General features: G+C 38.3%; 15 protein-coding genes. 4 read left to right on the plus strand and 11 right to left on the minus strand.

Annotated features, from left to right (window positions below):
* Window positions 1-60 precede the first annotated feature (60 nt).
* The 8 genes from H9N25_RS10230 to H9N25_RS10265 form a co-directional block, all read right to left on the minus strand.
* Window positions 61-1482 (minus strand): PKD-like family lipoprotein, encoded by a 1422-nt coding sequence (locus H9N25_RS10230; protein ID WP_190328804.1) that lies wholly within the window; start codon window positions 1480-1482, stop codon window positions 61-63.
* A 10-nt stretch (window positions 1483-1492) separates the two neighbouring features.
* Window positions 1493-2302: a DUF4843 domain-containing protein gene (locus H9N25_RS10235; protein ID WP_167294608.1), complete on the minus strand. Its 810-nt coding sequence runs from the start codon at window positions 2300-2302 to the stop codon at window positions 1493-1495.
* 30 nt (window positions 2303-2332) lie between these two features.
* Window positions 2333-3823: a RagB/SusD family nutrient uptake outer membrane protein gene (locus H9N25_RS10240; RefSeq protein ID WP_190328805.1), complete on the minus strand. Its 1491-nt coding sequence runs from the start codon at window positions 3821-3823 to the stop codon at window positions 2333-2335.
* Between the two features lie 34 nt (window positions 3824-3857).
* Entirely contained in the window at window positions 3858-7190 is a 3333-nt protein-coding gene (locus H9N25_RS10245) for a SusC/RagA family TonB-linked outer membrane protein (protein ID WP_190328806.1), read from the minus strand.
* Window positions 7191-7466: 276 nt separating this feature from the next.
* Window positions 7467-8585, minus strand: a complete 1119-nt coding sequence (locus H9N25_RS10250) for a FecR family protein (RefSeq protein WP_190328807.1) — start codon at window positions 8583-8585, stop codon at window positions 7467-7469.
* Between the two features lie 144 nt (window positions 8586-8729).
* Window positions 8730-9314, minus strand: a complete 585-nt coding sequence (locus H9N25_RS10255) for an RNA polymerase sigma factor (RefSeq protein WP_190328808.1) — start codon at window positions 9312-9314, stop codon at window positions 8730-8732.
* Between the two features lie 310 nt (window positions 9315-9624).
* Entirely contained in the window at window positions 9625-10116 is a 492-nt protein-coding gene (locus H9N25_RS10260; protein WP_190328809.1) for an anthrone oxygenase family protein, read from the minus strand.
* 302 nt (window positions 10117-10418) lie between these two features.
* Entirely contained in the window at window positions 10419-10640 is a 222-nt protein-coding gene (locus H9N25_RS10265; RefSeq protein ID WP_167294614.1) for a cold-shock protein, read from the minus strand.
* A gap of 120 nt (window positions 10641-10760) precedes the next feature.
* On the opposite strand from H9N25_RS10265, the gene H9N25_RS10270 reads away from it, so the two are divergent.
* Window positions 10761-11486 carry a LytR/AlgR family response regulator transcription factor gene (locus tag H9N25_RS10270; RefSeq protein ID WP_190328810.1) on the plus strand — a complete coding sequence of 242 codons (726 nt, stop codon included), beginning with the start codon at window positions 10761-10763 and terminating at the stop codon, window positions 11484-11486.
* Window positions 11487-11677: 191 nt separating this feature from the next.
* On the opposite strand, the gene H9N25_RS10275 is transcribed toward H9N25_RS10270, so the two are convergent.
* A complete protein-coding gene (locus tag H9N25_RS10275) occupies window positions 11678-11857 on the minus strand; it encodes a histone H1 (RefSeq protein ID WP_057933955.1) in 180 nt (59 codons plus the stop codon).
* A 355-nt stretch (window positions 11858-12212) separates the two neighbouring features.
* Here H9N25_RS10275 and H9N25_RS10280 point away from each other — a divergent pair, with 355 nt between their 5' ends.
* From H9N25_RS10280 to map, 3 genes are all read left to right on the plus strand, one after another.
* Window positions 12213-13367 (plus strand): helix-turn-helix domain-containing protein, encoded by a 1155-nt coding sequence (locus H9N25_RS10280; protein WP_190328811.1) that lies wholly within the window; start codon window positions 12213-12215, stop codon window positions 13365-13367.
* 190 nt (window positions 13368-13557) lie between these two features.
* Window positions 13558-14169, plus strand: coding sequence for a Crp/Fnr family transcriptional regulator (locus H9N25_RS10285; RefSeq protein WP_190328812.1), 612 nt, complete (start codon window positions 13558-13560; stop codon window positions 14167-14169).
* 89 nt (window positions 14170-14258) lie between these two features.
* Window positions 14259-15092: a type I methionyl aminopeptidase gene (map, locus tag H9N25_RS10290; RefSeq protein WP_190328813.1), complete on the plus strand. Its 834-nt coding sequence runs from the start codon at window positions 14259-14261 to the stop codon at window positions 15090-15092.
* On the opposite strand, the gene H9N25_RS10295 is transcribed toward map, so the two are convergent.
* Together H9N25_RS10295 and H9N25_RS10300 are read right to left on the minus strand one after the other, a co-directional pair.
* On the minus strand, window positions 15072-17513 hold the full coding sequence (locus H9N25_RS10295; protein ID WP_190328814.1) for a glycoside hydrolase family 2 protein: 2442 nt from the start codon (window positions 17511-17513) through the stop codon (window positions 15072-15074). The two genes, map and H9N25_RS10295, sit on opposite strands and share 21 nt — an antisense overlap.
* Window positions 17510-17824 carry a hypothetical protein gene (locus H9N25_RS10300; RefSeq protein ID WP_190328815.1) on the minus strand — a complete coding sequence of 105 codons (315 nt, stop codon included), beginning with the start codon at window positions 17822-17824 and terminating at the stop codon, window positions 17510-17512. The genes H9N25_RS10295 and H9N25_RS10300 overlap by 4 nt, the downstream gene beginning before the upstream one ends.
* Between the last annotated feature and the right edge of the window lie 215 nt (window positions 17825-18039).

Consider the following 18039-nt stretch of genomic DNA (forward strand, 5'->3'; position numbering starts at 1 on the left):
TTCTTTATAATTTAAAAATTTCCATGCCTAAGATTTTGAATACCTAAGCATGGAATAGGATTATTTTCTAATTGCGATATCTACTGGAGCGCCAGGTATACCTTCTATCTTTTTAATGAGTACCCCATTTACTCCTGTGGTTATATTTAAAAAAGAAACGGTTTCTTCCGTCCCTACCATCAATGTTTCTTCGTCTTCACTAAGTTTTAACATCGAAATCGTTTTTCCAGTAAAGCTGGTAGCCAGTTCCCTCAACTCTTCATTTACGGGATTATAACGGTAAACTTTACTACCATTGGCAATATAGATTACCCCATTTTTAGCGCCACTCCATTTCGTACTTTCATTAATTAACTCCTGGCGCACAAATAACCGTTTATGCTGAGGTGTAAAGGTGAATGGTCCGTTAAACTGGACGTTAAACTTAAGTTCATAAATTTTACCATCGGTTCCTTTGCAATAAGCGAAACAGTCAGCGTTGTTAAGTTGCTCGATATGAAGAAGGTCCATACCTACATTTAGCGGATCAAAAGCATTGGCAGTGGTAACCGAATATTGGGCACCAAAATAAACAGGGGCGCCATAAAGATTAATCCGCACAAATTGTTTTCTGTTCCGGTCAAATCCGATAAAATAAGTAGCCGATTGCGTAAAACTCATTACAAAAGATGGGGCCAGTTCATAGTCACCATCAGCTGGCAAACCAAACATGCCGTAAGTGGCGGCCTGATCCCAGGTACTTGTTGTGCCACCATAAAACTTACCGTTAACAACGCCCATCATTACCCCTTGAGGATGCGAGATCAGTGAACCAACCTCAAGATTATCTGGTTGTGTAAAGAAGTTATCCTTAAGTGTATTTGGATATTTTGGATCTTCCTGCATGGTATTGGGTTCCAGCCTGATTCCACCATTTTTTGTAATGATCCAATAGCCCAATAAGGTACCGCCAGTAAATGTATTCTTTAACAGAAATAAATTTGTTGGATTAGCAGGCAAATCTTTCCCCTGCATGGCACGGTATAAACGTGCCTGTACACTACCATCTGGCTTTACGAACGAAAACTGTGTGATTCCGTTTTCAACGCTTAGTACTGTTGTACCTTTGGCAAATTCGGTTCCGCCATCTATATAAAATTTATGGAAGTATTTCATCCCATTTGCTTTGTTATAAACGGTAAGGCGTGCAGCATATCTTTTAGCCTGCAAACCGAAAATGATCCTTAAAGCTGGTCCGTTATACAAAACATCATTCCCTTCAATTACACTAACTCTCCATTGAAGTTCTACATTCGCGGCGTCTGCACCTTCTATTTTTGGTTTGATGATCAAACTATCACCTACACTGGCAGTGTAAACAGAATCAAGGTTAGCCAGTTTAGGCTCAATAGGCATATCGATATCATAATTGCCAAGGTCTTTATGACAGGCGGCTAAAGAAAACACGCCCATTATTAATAAGATTAATTTTTTAATATTCATGTTCTTCGAATTAAATAACCTCATTGCCATTTTCATCTATAAAATAATATTTACCATTCTGCATGTTTTTTCTCAAAAGCGTTTTTTTAGACGGATTGCTTTTATTGTAGAAATAATAGCTATCGGTATTGCCAGGTGTTACTTCTTCAATAACATAGCCTTTTGCGGCATTTTTGGCGACCCAATTAAATGGATTGTTTAACATCGTGGTTAATAAACCTATATAATAGAGGTTTTTCGGTGCATCAAGTCCGTCGGTAGTAAGAGAAGTCTGCGCAGTTACCAGAATAAACAGCTCATGTTTGGTTCTCGAGTAAGGCGGTAGTGGCCAGGTATCCCACCAACTCGGTTTTTCTAATTTAGATGAGAATACTACTTTTGCCCTGATTAGATAAGGGTTTTCGATGCCCAGATCAGGCGTACCCGTTAATTTGATCAATATCGAAACCGACCTGTTTTCAAGCTGTCGATCCTTATTATAAATAACCACCGGAATGTAACCTATTCCCCTATTTGGAAGAATGGAATATTGCGGTTTCAAAGCTTCATAATGTAGACCAGGTGTGGCTGTAGAAGAATCAGCATCTACACGTGCACTGAATTTCCGATCTGCATCGGTTCTGATTCCTGATAAACGTACCGGCAGCCATACTGTATCCTGAGCCAGTGTAGGATTATAGGCAAAGGTTCTTACTATACTGTCTTTATCTCCGTTGTAAATGTCGAAATAAACATTTGCACTGTGATCAAAACGCATTTCTTCTGCTTTCTTGCAAGAAACCAGGCAGATGATTGCGAATATTAATATGTATATTTTCATAATTTGTGCTTTATAAAATTTCAAATTGTTTTATCTGCCTCCATAAACAATCTCATCGTTAGGGAGCGGCAGCACGAAAATGTTATCAGAAGCTGGGATGATTACACCAGTTTGCCCAACAATCCCCCTATTTAGCCTTTTATACATATAGAAAAGCTGGCCTTCTGCCAACCACTCCTTACGTGCATCTTTAAGCAGTTCTTTTAACAGGTCTTCTTCACTGTTGATGGATAAAGGATCGCCTATCTGCCTCGCTTCGCGAACTTGTGTAAGATAATTTACTGCGGCTGTGGGATTGCTTGCATATGAGCACTCAGCAGCGATATAATATAGCTCACTAAGCCTGATTGCCGGGGCCATTAAATAATGTAAATTGGCGTTTGCTTCAGCACTTAAAGGGTTTCGGCGGTATTTAACAATATCGTAAGATCTTGACGATTGGTTCGAAGTAGCGGATAACCAGTATTTATAACGGGAATCACTTGCCCCAGCTGTTGCTTTTTCATAAATATAATCCGCAGCATCCTCAATTAAATAAAAGCCCCTGGTGCCACTTTGAAACCAATTGTCTTTTATCTCTTTTGCGGCACCAGGTATATACCATCCAAAAACAAGTTCCTTATAAAGAATCCGATCTTTCTTTGAATCTTCGAAAGCCTCAAAATCACTTTTTGCTGTCCAGGGGAATTTTTTAGAGTCGATTACCTCTTTTGCATTCTGTAAGGCATTAACTTTATCATTTTTATAAAGATATACCCGGGCAAGCGTGCCACACACTGCATAATAATTTAAGCGGTGCCTTCTGTTCTGTAAAAAAAGACTCGGGTTCTTCTCCTCCGTATTTTTTAGCGTATCGGTAACCAAAGGATAGTTTACGATATAACCGGCACTGCGAATCGGATCTACCATTAATAATTGTTTCGCTTGCTCCAGATCCTTAATAATGAGCGCTATCGTTTCTGATACGCTGGAAACAGGCGTAATCTCTTTGGTATATTTGTTTGCATAGGGAATTCCTTTTGCAGTGGCATTTCTTAAATAAGAAGGTGCAAAAAGACGTAATAAGTCGAAATGCAAATATGCCCTTAGTGCGAGTGCCTCTCCTTTAACAATAGCATAATTACTGCCGCTAAAAATGTTCTTTTTTGCATCTACGTTTTCCAGAATCAGGTTACAGTTAACAATGGCATTGTATAAACCAGCCCATATTTTATCCTTCCGTTTAATAAATTCGCCATGTTTATAATTGTACAGCGAGGTTTGCCTGTAGTCCTGTCCATCATCACGCATCGAAAAATTTTGCGCCAATACTTCTGTTGTACCAAATGTAAGCTCTTTACCATACAGATCTGATTCTGTACTGCGGTTATACACGCCGTTTATGGCTTCCATAAAACCACTTTCGGTACTGAATAAAATTGGAGCTGCTATCTCTGATTCCGGCTCAACTTCCAGCCACTTTTTGCAGGAACTCAATAATCCCGTGATTAAGATGAGGCAGATTAACAATCTAATCTTCATATTTTTATATTTTAAATCTGTTAATTAATATAGCTTAGAAAGCTGCTCTAATAGAAAAGGTTAAACTCCTGGTAAATGGATAATTAATTCCCCTTTCTTCTTTTACTGATGACCAACGCACAACATCATTCGCAGTTACCTGAAACATAAGGCTCGACATTGACAATTTTGATGCGATTTTTTTGTTCATATCATAAGAAAGGTTAACTGATTGCAGGTTGATCAGGTTATCAGGCTGTATAAATCTCGAACTAACATCCGTTTCGCCATTATCTGCTATATTTTTATAAAAAGATAGGTCGCCCGGTTGCTTCCATTTTTCTTCGAACACACGTTTATCAACGTTATATCTTGGGTCGGCATTTTCAACACGTTCTACCAGGGTTAGGTTGTATTTATCGCCACCGAAAAAGGTTTGAAACTGCACGTACAGGCTAAACCTTTTGTAGTTAACCGTTCCGCCAAAGTAGCCGCTCACTTTCGGATTAGGATCGCCTATTACAACATAGTCTCTCTTATCGTAATCATAGGTAAGGGTACCATCTTTTTTGAGGTATAGCTCTCGTCCATTTTCCGGATCTATGCCTAAAGAACGTACACCATAAATGGCATTAAAAGGTTGTCCTTCGCTAAACCTAAGCAAAGGAATCCCCCTGTAGCCACCGTCACTTGGCTTTACAGATTGTAGTTCGTCTGCCCTATCATTATATTTCTTTAAGGCGTTTGAAATTCTTACCACCTTATTTCTGTTGGAAACCATACTGGCATTAAGATTTACCGACCAGTCTTTACTTCTTACCGCATCTATGGTGAGCCCCAATTCAGCTCCTTTGTTTTCCATATCGCCAAGGTTTTCTTTATAAGATAAAAATCCTGTTGACGGCGGCAAGGTAATATCGGCCAAAATATCTTTGGTAAACTTTTTATATATCCTTGGCATAATCATTACACGATCTTTAAAAAGCCCGATGTCTACACCTATATCCGTCATTCTTGTTTTTTGCCAGCCTAGGTTTTCATTTCCATAATTATTTACGTGGGCACCAATACCAGATGAATACCAGTTTCCGGTATTATATTTATAAATGGTTTTTGATAGGTAAGGATCAAACTCTACCGAACCAGTGAGGCCTGTTGAGGCTTTTATTCTAAGCTGGCTAATCACACGATTATCTTTAAGAAATTGCTCCTGATGTACATTCCAACCTAATCCGAACGACCAAAAAGGAGCCAGTTTATTGTTCACGCCGAATTTTGATGAACCATCAATACGAACCGTTCCATCCATCAGATACCGGTTTTTATACGAGTAGTTCATCGTAAAAAACGAACCAAACAAACGAGCCTTTTCGAGCCTGCTTTGCGGTTTTCCGTCTTCGGCATAGCCTTTGGCAAAGCCAATGCTGGTAAAACGATCGTTAGCAAAGCCAATAGCCGTAAACTCTTTCTGGTCGCGCAGCTCTGTACGGGCGTTTACACCTACCAAAGCGTTAAAATAATTGCCACCTATCTGCTTTAACCAAGTTAACCTAATGTTACTATCCCAATAGGTTTCTTTCATTTCCCGGTTTGTATATTCTCCTTTCTCATCTATTTTATCTGTGGTGTACAGGTAATATTTATTGGCCTGGGGAGAAGTGAATATATCATCAGAATTTGATCGTGTGGTTACACTCATCTGTGCCCTCAACCTCAGGTCTTTTGCCACTTCTAAATCGGCAGAAAGGTTATCGATAATTTCGGTGTACTTAGATTTATTAAAGCTGCTTAAATTCGCGTCAAACAGTGGATTAAATACATATTCTTTTGATCGGTCTTGTTTTTCATATACGTCCGAAATCCTCATCGCCACGCCATTTGCATCTTTTAATGGATAATAAGGATTCATCCGTACATAATTAGAAAAATCACCATATGGAGATTCGGTAGCGCCTACCTGTGTGATGGATAATTCATTTCTGAACTGAAGTTTCTTCACATTGTACTGAAAACTCATTCCACCAGAATATTGATCCCTTTCAGAACCTTTCATTGCTCCCGGCCGGGTCTGGTAACGAAGATTTACATTGTAGCGGAATGCCTGCGAACCGCCATCCAGGTTTACAGCATGCTTATGCCCTATCGTGTTACGCAGGGGTTGCGATAACCAATAACTGTTAACCCCACCAATAACATTAGCTTTTTTGTGGTAATAAATTTCATCAAGCTGATCTTGTGGCACCTGTTGTTTCGAAGAACTGTACAAACCCGCTAACACTTCATAATCTAGCTTTTCAGCTGCATCTAAAACCTGATAATCAGTCAGATCTGCAGCCGTAAGATTCAATTCGTAATTGTATTCTACCCGTAATTTCCCTTCTAAAGGTGTTTTAGTGGTAATCACAATTACGCCATTTGCCGCGCGCGAGCCGTAGATTGCCGTTGCGGCTGCATCTTTTAATGAAGTAACCGATGCGATCCTGTTAACATCCAAATCAAATACTTTCTGCACACTCACTTCATATCCATCAAGCATAAAAACAGGCATATTCGCCGTTCCAAGAATTTCGTCCCTTCTCAATACCTGTCCGTCGCCGCTGGGTAATGCAGAAGCTCCCCTAACATTGATAGAAGGAATTCGGTTAGGGTTTGAACCTGCAAGATTATTATCGATCAGTTTAAATGAAGGATCGAATGTGCCGATACTTTGCAGCAAATTCTGTGGATTTACCCTTTTCAACTGATCTCCAGATATCGTAATTGCGTTACCGGTATAGTTATCTTTTTTAATCGTTTGATAACCCGTTACTACTACATCATTCATTTGGGTCATCTTAGGGCTGAGCTTAACGTTTAACGTTTTAGTAACTGTAACCTTGGTTTCAAACAAGTCGTAGCCCACATAACTGAAAACCAAAATGCTTCCTTCGTCAACATTGACTTTAAATTCGCCTTTATCGTTGGTAATGCCTACGCTTGCCCCGTTTTTAATAGAAACATTAACGCCGGGAAGGGTTTCACCTGTAGCTTTATCAGCAACAACACCTTTTACCTCAATTTTTACCGCTACACTTGCTGTAACAACTGGCAAATTCTCCTTGCGGTTAATCACGATGGTTTTATTAACGATATTATAACTCAGGTTTTGGTCTTTTAAAGCAGCATTCAGCGCATCTACCAGCGATGCATTATTAAACTCGACTATAACATCAGGTTTATCCTGCAGCAATTGCCCCTTATAAAAGAAAAAATAGCCCGTTTGCTTTTTAATCTCCTTAAAAACTTGTTTAAGCGAGGTTTTTCTTCGAGAGAGCGTTACTGTTTGAGAAAAGGTAGCTGCCGACAAATGTAAGGCACCAACAAATAGTAAGATTGTAGTCAATTTCATGACCAATAAAAATTTAATCTTTACCCTCCGCATGTCGCACACGGGGTTGTAAAGGGTAGTTAATTTCATACCTTTGTAATGAATGAGGTTAAAAAATAGCAGCTGGGTTTCGAAGCAAGCTGCTTGTCCAAATTTCTACCGGAAGCGTTGTCGCGCTTTCGGTTTTTTTTCAAGGTACTTGGCTAAATTTCTGGTAGTTTTTTCATCATAAAGTTTAGTTAGTTTGTAAATTGGTTGGTTGATTTTTGTGGCTGTTTTAAGAAAAGCCGTTCTTTTTTAATTTCCAGTTACTGTTAGTACCTTACCCTTAGCATCAATATGAACATGGTTCAGTTCTAATATTTTAAAAACCTCGGCAAGGTTGCTGTTCTTCGGTATTTCGCCTACATATTTTTCTGATGTAATTTTGCCCTGATAAACTACATCTACATCATACCAGCGCGAAATCTGCCGCATAATAGTTTGGAGATCATCATTATCAAAAGAGAAAATATTATTTTTCCAGGCCATTTCTTTATCTATATCTACTTGCTCATTGATAGATAATCTGGCACTATTTGCATTCAACAACGATTGCTCACCTGGGTGCAGATTTACCGAACCCGATGTAGCACTCACTTTTACGGCGCCTTCTAACAAAGTGGTTTTAACGATGTTCTCATCGCTATAGGCATTAATATTGAAATGTGTGCCTAAAACTTCAACCGTTTGCGCATCTGTTTTTACCTTAAAAGGGCGTGTATGGTCTTTCGAAACTTCGAAATAGGCCTCTCCATTTAACTCCACGAGCCTTTCATTTTTTGCAAAAACATAAGGATACTTTAACGTTGTGGCTGCATTAAGCCAAACTTTTGTTCCATCGGGCAAACTTACCTGATATTGTCCGCCTCGTGGCGTGGCAATTGTATTTGAGCCTGTTGCTGCTGCATTTGGTATTTCTTTAATGATATATTCGAGCTGGCCGTTTTTAGCCTTCCGGATTACAATACCATTCTGATTGGCAATCTGACCATTTTTAGCATCATCAAGGTCAACAACAGTTCCATCGGCCAGTGTAAGTACCGCTTTATGTTTGCCAGGAAGAATATCTTTTAATTCGGTTTTGGCAGTTAATGGGGTCGCATTGCGCTGTACCATAAAATAAATTCCCAAACTCATACATACAACAATACTAGCCGCAATGGCAAGCCGTTTAACAGTAACCGATTTTAAAGATCTATTGCGAGGACTTAATTGGTTCCAAACTTCTTGTTTACTGGATGTTATAAGTGAATGGTTAGGCGCTTCTTTTTGAAAAGGGAGCTGAAGGTACCAATCTTCAACAATAGCCATTTCTTCGGGCGTACAGTTACCGGCAAGATATTTATCTAAAAGCTTTTTCGCATTTTTCTCCATTAAAAAAGAAGTTTGTCAGGTTGATTAATGTATATACGGCTAAGGTATAGTCCTGGGGGTATCAGAAAATTATTTTTTTTCAGAGTAATTCCAATATAGCTTAATCTAAAGAAAAAAAACTCACTTAAACATGCTTACAGCAGGTTACCGGTAAATTTTAAAAAGGAAAGCAACGTAAATAACTACTCCCAACCTCGATTTAAGAATTCGTAGCGCTTTTTTAACCTGCGTTTTAACCGTTAACTCAGAAAGCCCTAATTCGAGTGCAATTTCTTTATGCGATTTATGCTCTTTGCGACTTAAAATAAATATTTCGCGCATTTTGGGTGGCAAAGCATCAATTTCCTGTTCAATTAATAGCGCCATTTGCTTTTCACGCACCATATAATCAGTCAATACGTGGTCTTGATCTATATAATCCTGTAAAGAATCGACGTATTTACTTTCTACTTTTTGATGTGCAAATACATCCAGCACACGGTTACGTACGGATGTATATAAATATGCTGATAAATTACCGTCAGGCGCTACCTGTAAACGTTTAACCCAAAGTGATTCGAACAGTTGGTGTAATACATCTTTCGCCTCTTCATCATCGTTTAAGCGTTTGCTGGCATGGATGAAAAGTAATCCATAAAAGCGGTTATAAATTTCGGTAAAGGCCAGTTCATCACCTTGTGTTAACAAGAATGCCAATTCACTATCAGAATATGAACCGTAAACACGCATAGAAATCACGCAAAGATAATACAAATACAATCGGTTTCATCGGCTTGTACCAGGACTTATCTTGTTTATCTCTTGATATTTGCATTTTTTTTACATAAATCAGCGTATTTTACGACCTAAAAAAAAGAAACAAAGCAATTCTCAAAGCCTTTGTCATTAAAAAAAGATAAAAAACGGTACTTATAACAATTATTGCATTTCGATTGATGAAATACCAACAGATAGATTAAGCGTTTTTAACCACGGATCCACATACTGATAAACACGGATTTGTATCTGTCTCAAAAGTTATAAAATTAATATATAAGCCTTAAACATTATGGCTTAATATTGCGGCATACGCTAGCAGTACAATACAGATAAATGAGGCGATGGTTCTGATCCGATGGAATAAATTCCAGCTTGGCTCAAATTTTTCGCGCAATGCAGTTAATTCTGTTGCACCAAGTTTATCAAGATCTGCTCCATCCAATAGGTTGTTGAGCGGTACATTACCAATTATCGTAACCAGAAAAACACCACCAAAATATAATAAGGTTGCCGCCAAAAGCAAGTAAAACACCATAGGCTGCTCTCTAAAAAACCAAACACTTATGGGTAATATCACTAGCGTACCCATAAAAGAAATAAAAAAAAGCGGATTTAAAATAGCCCGGTTGATTGATTGCATCGCTTGTAAAAAAGAAGCATCAGAAAGGCGTGCAAGGCCCGGGATAACTGAACAGGAGTACGCATAAAAGAGGCCACCAATAAGTGCAGTAGAAACTGTACTCAACAAAAGAACCAAGGTTTTGAAATTCATAAACAATTGCTTTAAAAATACCCGTACCCGAAAGGTATTACGAATTTAAGCAAAAACGTTATCCGAAAAAATCCTATCTAAAAATAGAGCGCTAATTTAGATAGGAAAGAGAGATAATCCAGATATGAAAAGTTAATAGGTAGATGCTAATGAAAATAATACTTATTGCTGCCAAACAAAACACCGTTTGGATTAAGGTTTCTACATTTTATTGTTCACATACGCAAGATCGTATTCTGTCCTTAATTTTAAGCACTAGTTTACACAGATCGGTCTGTTTTCGTTACAGATCGGTGCAAATGTTAATCAAACCCTACAGCCAGTACTACAATATTAGTTGCCTGGCACCCCACCTGCCCCTGTTCTAAATTAAAGCGAACCTTGGTTCCTACCTGTAAAGAAGGCCGGTAAATCCCTATCAATTTCTGGTTATCTGCATAAATCATTTCTTTTCCACCATCGGGGGCGATAAATCCGAAACCTCTTACCGGATTGTACCATTTAATCACTCCTGTATACATCATAAAGCTCTTTTTACCTTAAATTAGCCAATATCAAGAAAATTTGAGGCAAAACAGGACAAAGCGTTCTATTTTCGGTATGAAAAGGTGTAATTTCGTTATGTATACAAAGAAGATTAACAAATGATTAAGTGTATAGCCATTGATGACCAGCAAAACTCGATTTCGGGTCTTGAAAAATACATAGCAGACACCCCAAATATGAAGCTCCTGGCTAGCTACACCGATCCGATGGTGGCTTTGAACGAACTGAAAAAGATTGATCAGGTAGATGTGATATTTATGGACATTCAAATGCCACAGATTTCGGGCATCGAACTTTCTAAAGCAATCCGTTCCAAAACCCGGAAACTGATATTTACCACCTCACATGAGGAATATGCCTTTGAGGCATTCGAGGCAGAAGCAGATGCATATTTACTTAAACCTTACGGTTATGCTAAATTTGCTTTAACCGTAAACCGCGTTTTTGAGGAAGAAATAGAAAATATAGAACAGGAAACTTATTTCTTGGTCAAAAACAAATCAGAAAACCACAAAGCAGTTTTAGTGCGTTATGCAGATATCATAGCTTTTGAAAGTTTCCACAACTACATTAAAATCCACACCACAGAGAAAGTAATTATTGCTTATTTAAGTTTGAAAGATGTTAAAGAACAACTGAACATTAAAAAGGGCTTTATCCAATTGCATAGAGGTTATATTATTTCCATCAATCATATTTTACATGTAGAGGGAACAAGGGTAACATTATCTAACCATGTTAGCTTTACAGTGGGCGATCTTTACTACAATGATTTCCGCGATTTCTTTACCGACAAACTTATTACCAGTAAACGTAAAGCATAAAGAACAAAATCAGCGCATAAAAAGAAAAAGCTGTATCATAAAATAAGTTTTTTAAGATTTGTCACATTAAGCCCGTCGAAATGCCTTAAACTGCGTTATGGCAGATCCTTCGACAGGCGCTCCGTAGGAGTCCTTTGGACAGGATGACAATTCTATATTTATGATACAGCCTTTTTTAAAGCGAAAACAAATTATTTAGCGCTATTTTTTTTATCAGTTACTTCAGCTCTAATTTCTTGGGCTAAAACTTTTAGGTCTTGCATTGCTTTACGTACACGTGTACCTGCAGCAGCATTACCACCATCATAAAATTTAGTTACGTCTGCTTCAACAGAAGAGATTAGATCTTGCACTTTTTTAAATTTGTCCATAATTTTTCTTTTATAGGATGCTAAACATCCATTAATTAAATAATATTCCTTTCCGCTTACAATAAACGGGCCGCAAAACTATTGCTTTTTATAAATTAAACAAACGTTTATGCCAAATCATTATTGCAGATAGTATAAAAAGGCCAATAAAACATAAGGACAGCCAGTTGCTGGCACTAATCTTATTTTTGATAAGCTATCTCATTTTTAACATTTTGCAAATGGCACGTTTTATAATAAAATATTTTACAATCAGGGGAATTTAAATTAACAATTATATTTTATCTTGGTTGGAAATATGCAGTCTCTGAATCTTCTCGTTAGCACCAGTTGTTTATTCTTACTTTTATTTTCTATGCATCTTTTTTTTGCAAAAAGAGGAAATAAACTGCTTAACATTCTGCTTTCGGTTATATTTTTTGCCCGATTTGGCCAGATTTTAACCTCATTGCTCTTTAAATCGGGCCAGCCTTATGCTTTAGCCTTTTTTCATCAAACTTTTACTCCGTTTTATTATGCTGCTCCGGCCTGCTTTTACCTCTACATAACAGGTTTTCTTCAAGATCGTAAAAATTTACAAAAAATAGAATGGCTTCATTTTGTACCTGCCTTGTTAGCCATTATCCACGTTATCCCCTGGCATTTCTCTACAACGCTCAATTGGAATTTAATAGGAAGCCAATTAGCCGAAAACGGTTACTTCTCGCTAAAAGCAAAAAGTGGCCTGTTTCCTCCGTATTTTCATTATTTATTTAGGCCAGTGCTTGTATTTGGATATTTATGCCTTACCTGGGTTGCCGTACTCCGTTTAAAAAACAAACCACAACAGATACTCGAAGGTGAAGGCAGAAAATGGATCATCTTTTTTCTTCGGATCGCCACCTTTTTCCAGTTGTTTAGTTTGGTGCCTATTATTTTAAGAAGCTTACACATCCCATATGTGAACGCTTCATTTATTGTACTTAACTGTTTAGCATTATTAGTCATTTTATTGTATGCACTCCACAAGCCTTATATTTTTTATGGCTATTTGCTGGTGGCTGTAGACTGGACTAAAAAACCTGCAACTAAGAAATTAGAAACCAACCAAGCGGAAACTGATGCCCCCTTACTTTCCTCATCAGAAAAAGATCTAAAACCTACAATTGCAACAGTCAAAAAAATTAATCTTTTAGATGCACAACTGTCTGACTATGCCTTTGCGATGAAAGAAATAATGGAACGGGAACAACTTTATCTGCTTCACAACTTTCAGATTATCGATCTGGCAGCAAAACTCAACATCCCTATACACCACTGCTCTTTCGTAATTAACAAACATATCGGCAAAAATTTCCGCGATTGGATAAACAGTTACCGGGTTGATCATTTTTTAAAACAATACCCCCTAAAATCAGATAAAATAACCATCGAAGCCATCGCCTCCGAAGCTGGTTTTAAAAACCTGGCTACATTTTATAATGCATTTAAAAAAGAAACAGGCGTAATGCCAACCACCTATTTTGCATAATAATTAAGCCGTTAACCCGTTTATAGCCATTTTTTAGTCTAACGATCGTATCGTTAGAGGCCACAACCGCTCTGCATTTCATCAAATACTGAAATACCAGGTACTTTTGGTTTCAGATCATCATATGATTATGGTGTTTCTAAATGAGAATGCTTTTATCCATTCTCAAAAATCTAAACAAGCTTTAATTATGTCTTATTCAACATCATTTTTGCGCCCGCTTTTTGATTATATCGCGCAATTCTATCCATTATCTGAAGCCCTTAAAGCCGAATATGAAAAATCTTGTAAGCTCATCCACGTTAAAAAGAATAAACATATTCTTTCACCAATAGACAGTAACGCCTCGCTGTATTTTTTGGTAAACGGTCTTGTACGTGGTTTTGTGCGCGATGGTAAAAAAGATATCAGCACCTGGTTTAGCTTTGGAAATGAATTAATAGGTGCCATACGTCATCCCGATCAGCAACCTAGTAATTCTATAGAGTATCTTCAGGCCCTGGAAGAATCTCAACTCATCTGCATTCCATATAGCTTTATCGATGTGATGTATACCAACTATCCGGAGGCTAACTTCATTGGCAGAAAGCTGCTGGCACTTCATTATTATGCGGCATCAGAAAGATCAATCCTGGCGAGGATACCCAAAGCAATGAGCAGGTACCGTAAACTACAGGAAAGCGGTTTGGATATTACCAGAATACCGCAGCGATACCTGGCCAGCTACCTTGGTATGCGCCTGGAAACCCTGAGTAGAATCAGAAATAAAGTTTTAGCACTCGATTACCGGTTATGCTCTTAATTTAGCTACAAACACTCTATCATTCAGCCATTCCACCATTCAGTTCTTCGCCTTTTTTCCTTTTCGCTTCTTTTGCTAAATTTGCAGCAATGATTTTATATAAAACTAACGAAGAAGTAGAGCTGATGCAGATCAGTGCCTTACTGGTGAGCAATACCCTTGCAGAAGTAGCTAAAATATTAAAGCCAGGTATTACAACCCTCGAGATTGATAAAATAGCTAACGAATTTATACTTGATAATGGTGCTGTTCCTTCCTTTTATAACTATAATGGCTTTCCTTTTCATATCATCACCTCGGTAAACGATGTGGTTGTGCATGGCTTTCCAACTAAAGATGAATTGAAAGATGGTGATATTATCTCAGTAGATGTGGGTACCATAAAAAACGGTTTTCACGGCGATCATGCTTATACCTTTATTATAGGCGAAGTATCGCAAGCGGTATTAAACCTGGTAAAAACGACTAAAGAATCACTTTTTCTGGGTATTAAAGAAGCTGTTGTGGGTAAACGCATTGGCGATATTGGTGCAGCTATCCAAAATCATAACGAAAAGCAGGGTTATGGCGTAGTAAGAGATCTGGTAGGCCATGGCTTAGGGAAAGATATGCACGAAGATCCACAGGTACCGAATTATGGAAGGAAAGGCAATGGTTTACTATTAAGAGAAAATCTGGTACTGGCCATAGAACCAATGATAAATATGGGCAAAAAAGATGTTTTTCTTGACGAAGACGGTTGGACGATCAGAACGGCTGATGGAAGTCCATCTGTGCATTTTGAACATGATGTTTGCATCAAAAAAGGCGAAGCACTTATTCTTTCTGATTATGCCCTATCGAGGCCGCAGAAAAGCAGAACAATAACCTCAATACTTCTTATTACTAATATAAGGGATGCGTTATTGGTTAAAATCAAATAATAGCGTCCCTTTAAAGGTTTTTCCATCTGTTTTGTTTTTCTGGCTTTGCGGTCCTAATAATAAAGCCGACTGAAATTTGGTGCCAATGGCACTTATCCCTTTTAAGAAACCGATATTCCCTTCAGGGAAGGCAGGTTCTACATTGTTGTTGCTTAGTGCGGCAGCTTCACGGGCAGGCCTGTACATCTGTAGATAAGTATCTTCATCGGCTATATAAACCGTAAACGGGGCTTCTTTATTTTCTACCCTAACCCAGTTCACTTCAGCATGATAGCCTTTAAACTCAGGATAACCCCAGGTTTCGCCCGTAATCGAATTATTATAATCCTTATGCCAAACCCCAAACTGCTGCCCTTTTAACCTGTTTTTCCAAACCCGGTACGGCCCGCGGCCCAGGTATTTCATTCCGGTAATTTTATCTTCCGGATAATTAAAGGTAATCCCCATAAAATCAGCATCGCCCTGTTGGTTAAATTGGTATTCAAGTTTCGCTAGCTTTCCGGCTTCAAATATCCACCGTGCATGCAAATGACCAGCACCCTGGTAATCAGATTCAACAATATACTTTGCTCCTTCCGCTTGATGACTAAAATTTTTCAATTCGGTATTTACACCAGCTAACACCGGACCTTTCGATAAAGAAACAATAGTATTGCCTTTAACAACTTTCTCCAGGTAGCCCGATGCCTTTTCAAAATAATAGCTTATACCATACTGTTTAACCACGAGCGACTGCTTAGTTTCTTCGACTTTTACTTCTGAATTGTTCAGGGTAGTTTCTTGCTTCTCCACAATTAAACGGGCAGCTTTTATTGGCCAGCTCCAGGTAAATATTTCCTTTTTATCAGCCCCATAAACAGTTAAATATAAGGCATCACTTTGTGCCCAAGATTTTGGCAGAACCAGATCGAGCGTACCTTTTGCACCAGGCTTAAGCCTGGAAGTTACTGCCCCTTTGGCATTTACAGTAGCCTTTGTGCTTTCAGTATTAGCCGATGGGAAACTCACTAATTTCCATTTAAAAGTACATTGATCAAGATCGGTAAAACTGAAACGGTTCTCCACTGGGATTTTGCCATTAAAATCACTGTCAATTTTTGGCAGATTAATAAAAACAGGAGACCATATCTCTTTTATGGCGTAAAAACTGCCTTCCTTTTCTCGATGTGGACCAACAATTCCATCGGGTGCATGGTTTCCATCCCCATCATAAATGCCGTTTTTATCTGTCCGGATTACGTCTTCATCCACCAAAGCCCAAATAAAACCACCAGCACCGTGAGGGTGGATTAACATCTGATTCCAGAAATCGTCTAACGCAGCGCCAGCACCACCGTCGTAAAGGCCATGCATAAACTCGGTCGGAAAAAAGACTTCCTGCCCTGAGGTGGCCGCCTTAACCATATAATTATAATCTGGATAATGTTTGGTATCGGTTCCGTTAAACTTCTCCCAAGGATGAATTACAGTACGTTTCTGCGGGTCGTATAAGGCATAGTCATTGTCGAGGTCAGTATTAAAACCTCCCTCGTTGCCATTGGCCCAAAAAATAATAGAAGGATGGTTTACATCCCTGATTACAAGCTCTTTTACAAGCCTATGCCCAACGGTATTATCGTATTTTGCCTGCCAGCCAGTTAACTCATTAATCACATACAAACCTAATGAGTCGCAGATATCCAAAAATTCTGCATCTGGCGGATAATGCGACATACGAACGGCGTTCATGTTCATCTCTTTCATTAACCTTACATCCATTAAATGTACCTCGCGGCTTAATGTACGTCCGCTTTCGGGCCAAAAGCTGTGGCGGTTAACACCTTTTAAAATCATTTTCTCCCCATTAACATAAAAACCGTCGCCATTTCGTAGTTCAAGTGTTCGGAAACCGAATTTTTGCTTCACCTGATGAATAATCTGCTGTTTATTTTTGATGCGCACTACCACTTGATATAAATTGGGGAATTCGCTACTCCACAATAAAGGATTTGAAAAAGTAGCCTCCAGGCTTTGCGGGCCATTCACTGCATCTGCTTTTATAGCAAATGCTTTTCCTACATTTTCACCAGTTATTTTTTTTACCTGGGCTTCAATAATATCGCCAGCAGCTAAATTTTGTCCATAAACATCAAGCTGGAAGCGACCATCGGCCTTAGCATTAACCGCAACTCTTTCTATAAACCTTTTTGGTACAGTTTCCAGGTAAACCGGACGGAAGATGCCGCCAAAAATCCAAAAATCGCTCGTTCTTTCGGCTTTATTTATAGAAGCATTTTCAGAAACTTTATCAACCGTTACTTCCAGTAAATTCTTCCCTTCGGGTTTTAAAAGGGTTGTAATATCATATTTAAATCGATAAAATCCGCCTTGATGCACATCACCTGCCAACTTTCCATTAATACTTACCTTAGTATCGGTCATAGCCCCTCAAAAACAAGGAATACTTTTTTTCCTGTTATTTTACCCGTCAGAAATTCATAACGATAAATCCCCTGTTCGTTCGCTTTAACTTTATCGTGCCCGTAGTTGTAACTTCCAAAGCCTTGTAATTCCCAATTAGATGGCACCGGTATTTTGGTCCATATACCACTTTTACGCCCAGCGGTGCAATAAAAATCCCATAGTTTGGTATGATCTTTATCCGTTCCGGAAAGATATGTTTTGATCGTTTCCTGCGAAAAACCGGCAGAAGAAACCAATAGCAACAATAATGGCATTAATCTTTTGATCATGATCTATTTTTTGGCATTAGCATTAGAAAATAGCTTCCTTTTTTATCAAAAAAAGGTTTTTGGTTTATTAAACAATGCGTTTACAAGATAGTAGAATTTGTGAATAGATGAGGTTGCATAACCAGCATTTTACATCTTCATCCTTCATAAATTTAAACTAACCTATTAAAAACATTAAAAAATTCATACTTTTAATTAAGAAACTAAACAATCTT

Origin of the sequence: Pedobacter riviphilus (assembly GCF_014692875.1) — a bacterium.
Classification (GTDB): Bacteria; Bacteroidota; Bacteroidia; order Sphingobacteriales; family Sphingobacteriaceae; genus Pedobacter; species Pedobacter riviphilus.

What these genes read in the sequence shown, in the direction of transcription:
- H9N25_RS10235 (WP_167294608.1), bottom strand. Translation starts at nt 2,302, where the DNA reads ATGAAAATATACATATTAATATTCGCAATCATCTGCCTGGTTTCTTGC.
- H9N25_RS10265 (WP_167294614.1), bottom strand. Translation starts at nt 10,640, where the DNA reads ATGATGTATACAGGAGTGATTAAATGGTACAATCCGGTAAGAGGTTTC.
- H9N25_RS10300 (WP_190328815.1), bottom strand. Translation starts at nt 17,824, where the DNA reads ATGATCAAAAGATTAATGCCATTATTGTTGCTATTGGTTTCTTCTGCC.
- H9N25_RS10245 (WP_190328806.1), bottom strand. Translation starts at nt 7,190, where the DNA reads ATGAAATTGACTACAATCTTACTATTTGTTGGTGCCTTACATTTGTCG.
- H9N25_RS10270 (WP_190328810.1), top strand. Translation starts at nt 10,761, where the DNA reads ATGATTAAGTGTATAGCCATTGATGACCAGCAAAACTCGATTTCGGGT.
- H9N25_RS10230 (WP_190328804.1), bottom strand. Translation starts at nt 1,482, where the DNA reads ATGAATATTAAAAAATTAATCTTATTAATAATGGGCGTGTTTTCTTTA.
- H9N25_RS10240 (WP_190328805.1), bottom strand. Translation starts at nt 3,823, where the DNA reads ATGAAGATTAGATTGTTAATCTGCCTCATCTTAATCACGGGATTATTG.
- H9N25_RS10250 (WP_190328807.1), bottom strand. Translation starts at nt 8,585, where the DNA reads ATGGAGAAAAATGCGAAAAAGCTTTTAGATAAATATCTTGCCGGTAAC.
- H9N25_RS10295 (WP_190328814.1), bottom strand. Translation starts at nt 17,513, where the DNA reads ATGACCGATACTAAGGTAAGTATTAATGGAAAGTTGGCAGGTGATGTG.
- map (WP_190328813.1), top strand. Translation starts at nt 14,259, where the DNA reads ATGATTTTATATAAAACTAACGAAGAAGTAGAGCTGATGCAGATCAGT.
- H9N25_RS10285 (WP_190328812.1), top strand. Translation starts at nt 13,558, where the DNA reads ATGTCTTATTCAACATCATTTTTGCGCCCGCTTTTTGATTATATCGCG.
- H9N25_RS10280 (WP_190328811.1), top strand. Translation starts at nt 12,213, where the DNA reads ATGCATCTTTTTTTTGCAAAAAGAGGAAATAAACTGCTTAACATTCTG.
- H9N25_RS10275 (WP_057933955.1), bottom strand. Translation starts at nt 11,857, where the DNA reads ATGGACAAATTTAAAAAAGTGCAAGATCTAATCTCTTCTGTTGAAGCA.
- H9N25_RS10255 (WP_190328808.1), bottom strand. Translation starts at nt 9,314, where the DNA reads ATGCGTGTTTACGGTTCATATTCTGATAGTGAATTGGCATTCTTGTTA.
- H9N25_RS10260 (WP_190328809.1), bottom strand. Translation starts at nt 10,116, where the DNA reads ATGAATTTCAAAACCTTGGTTCTTTTGTTGAGTACAGTTTCTACTGCA.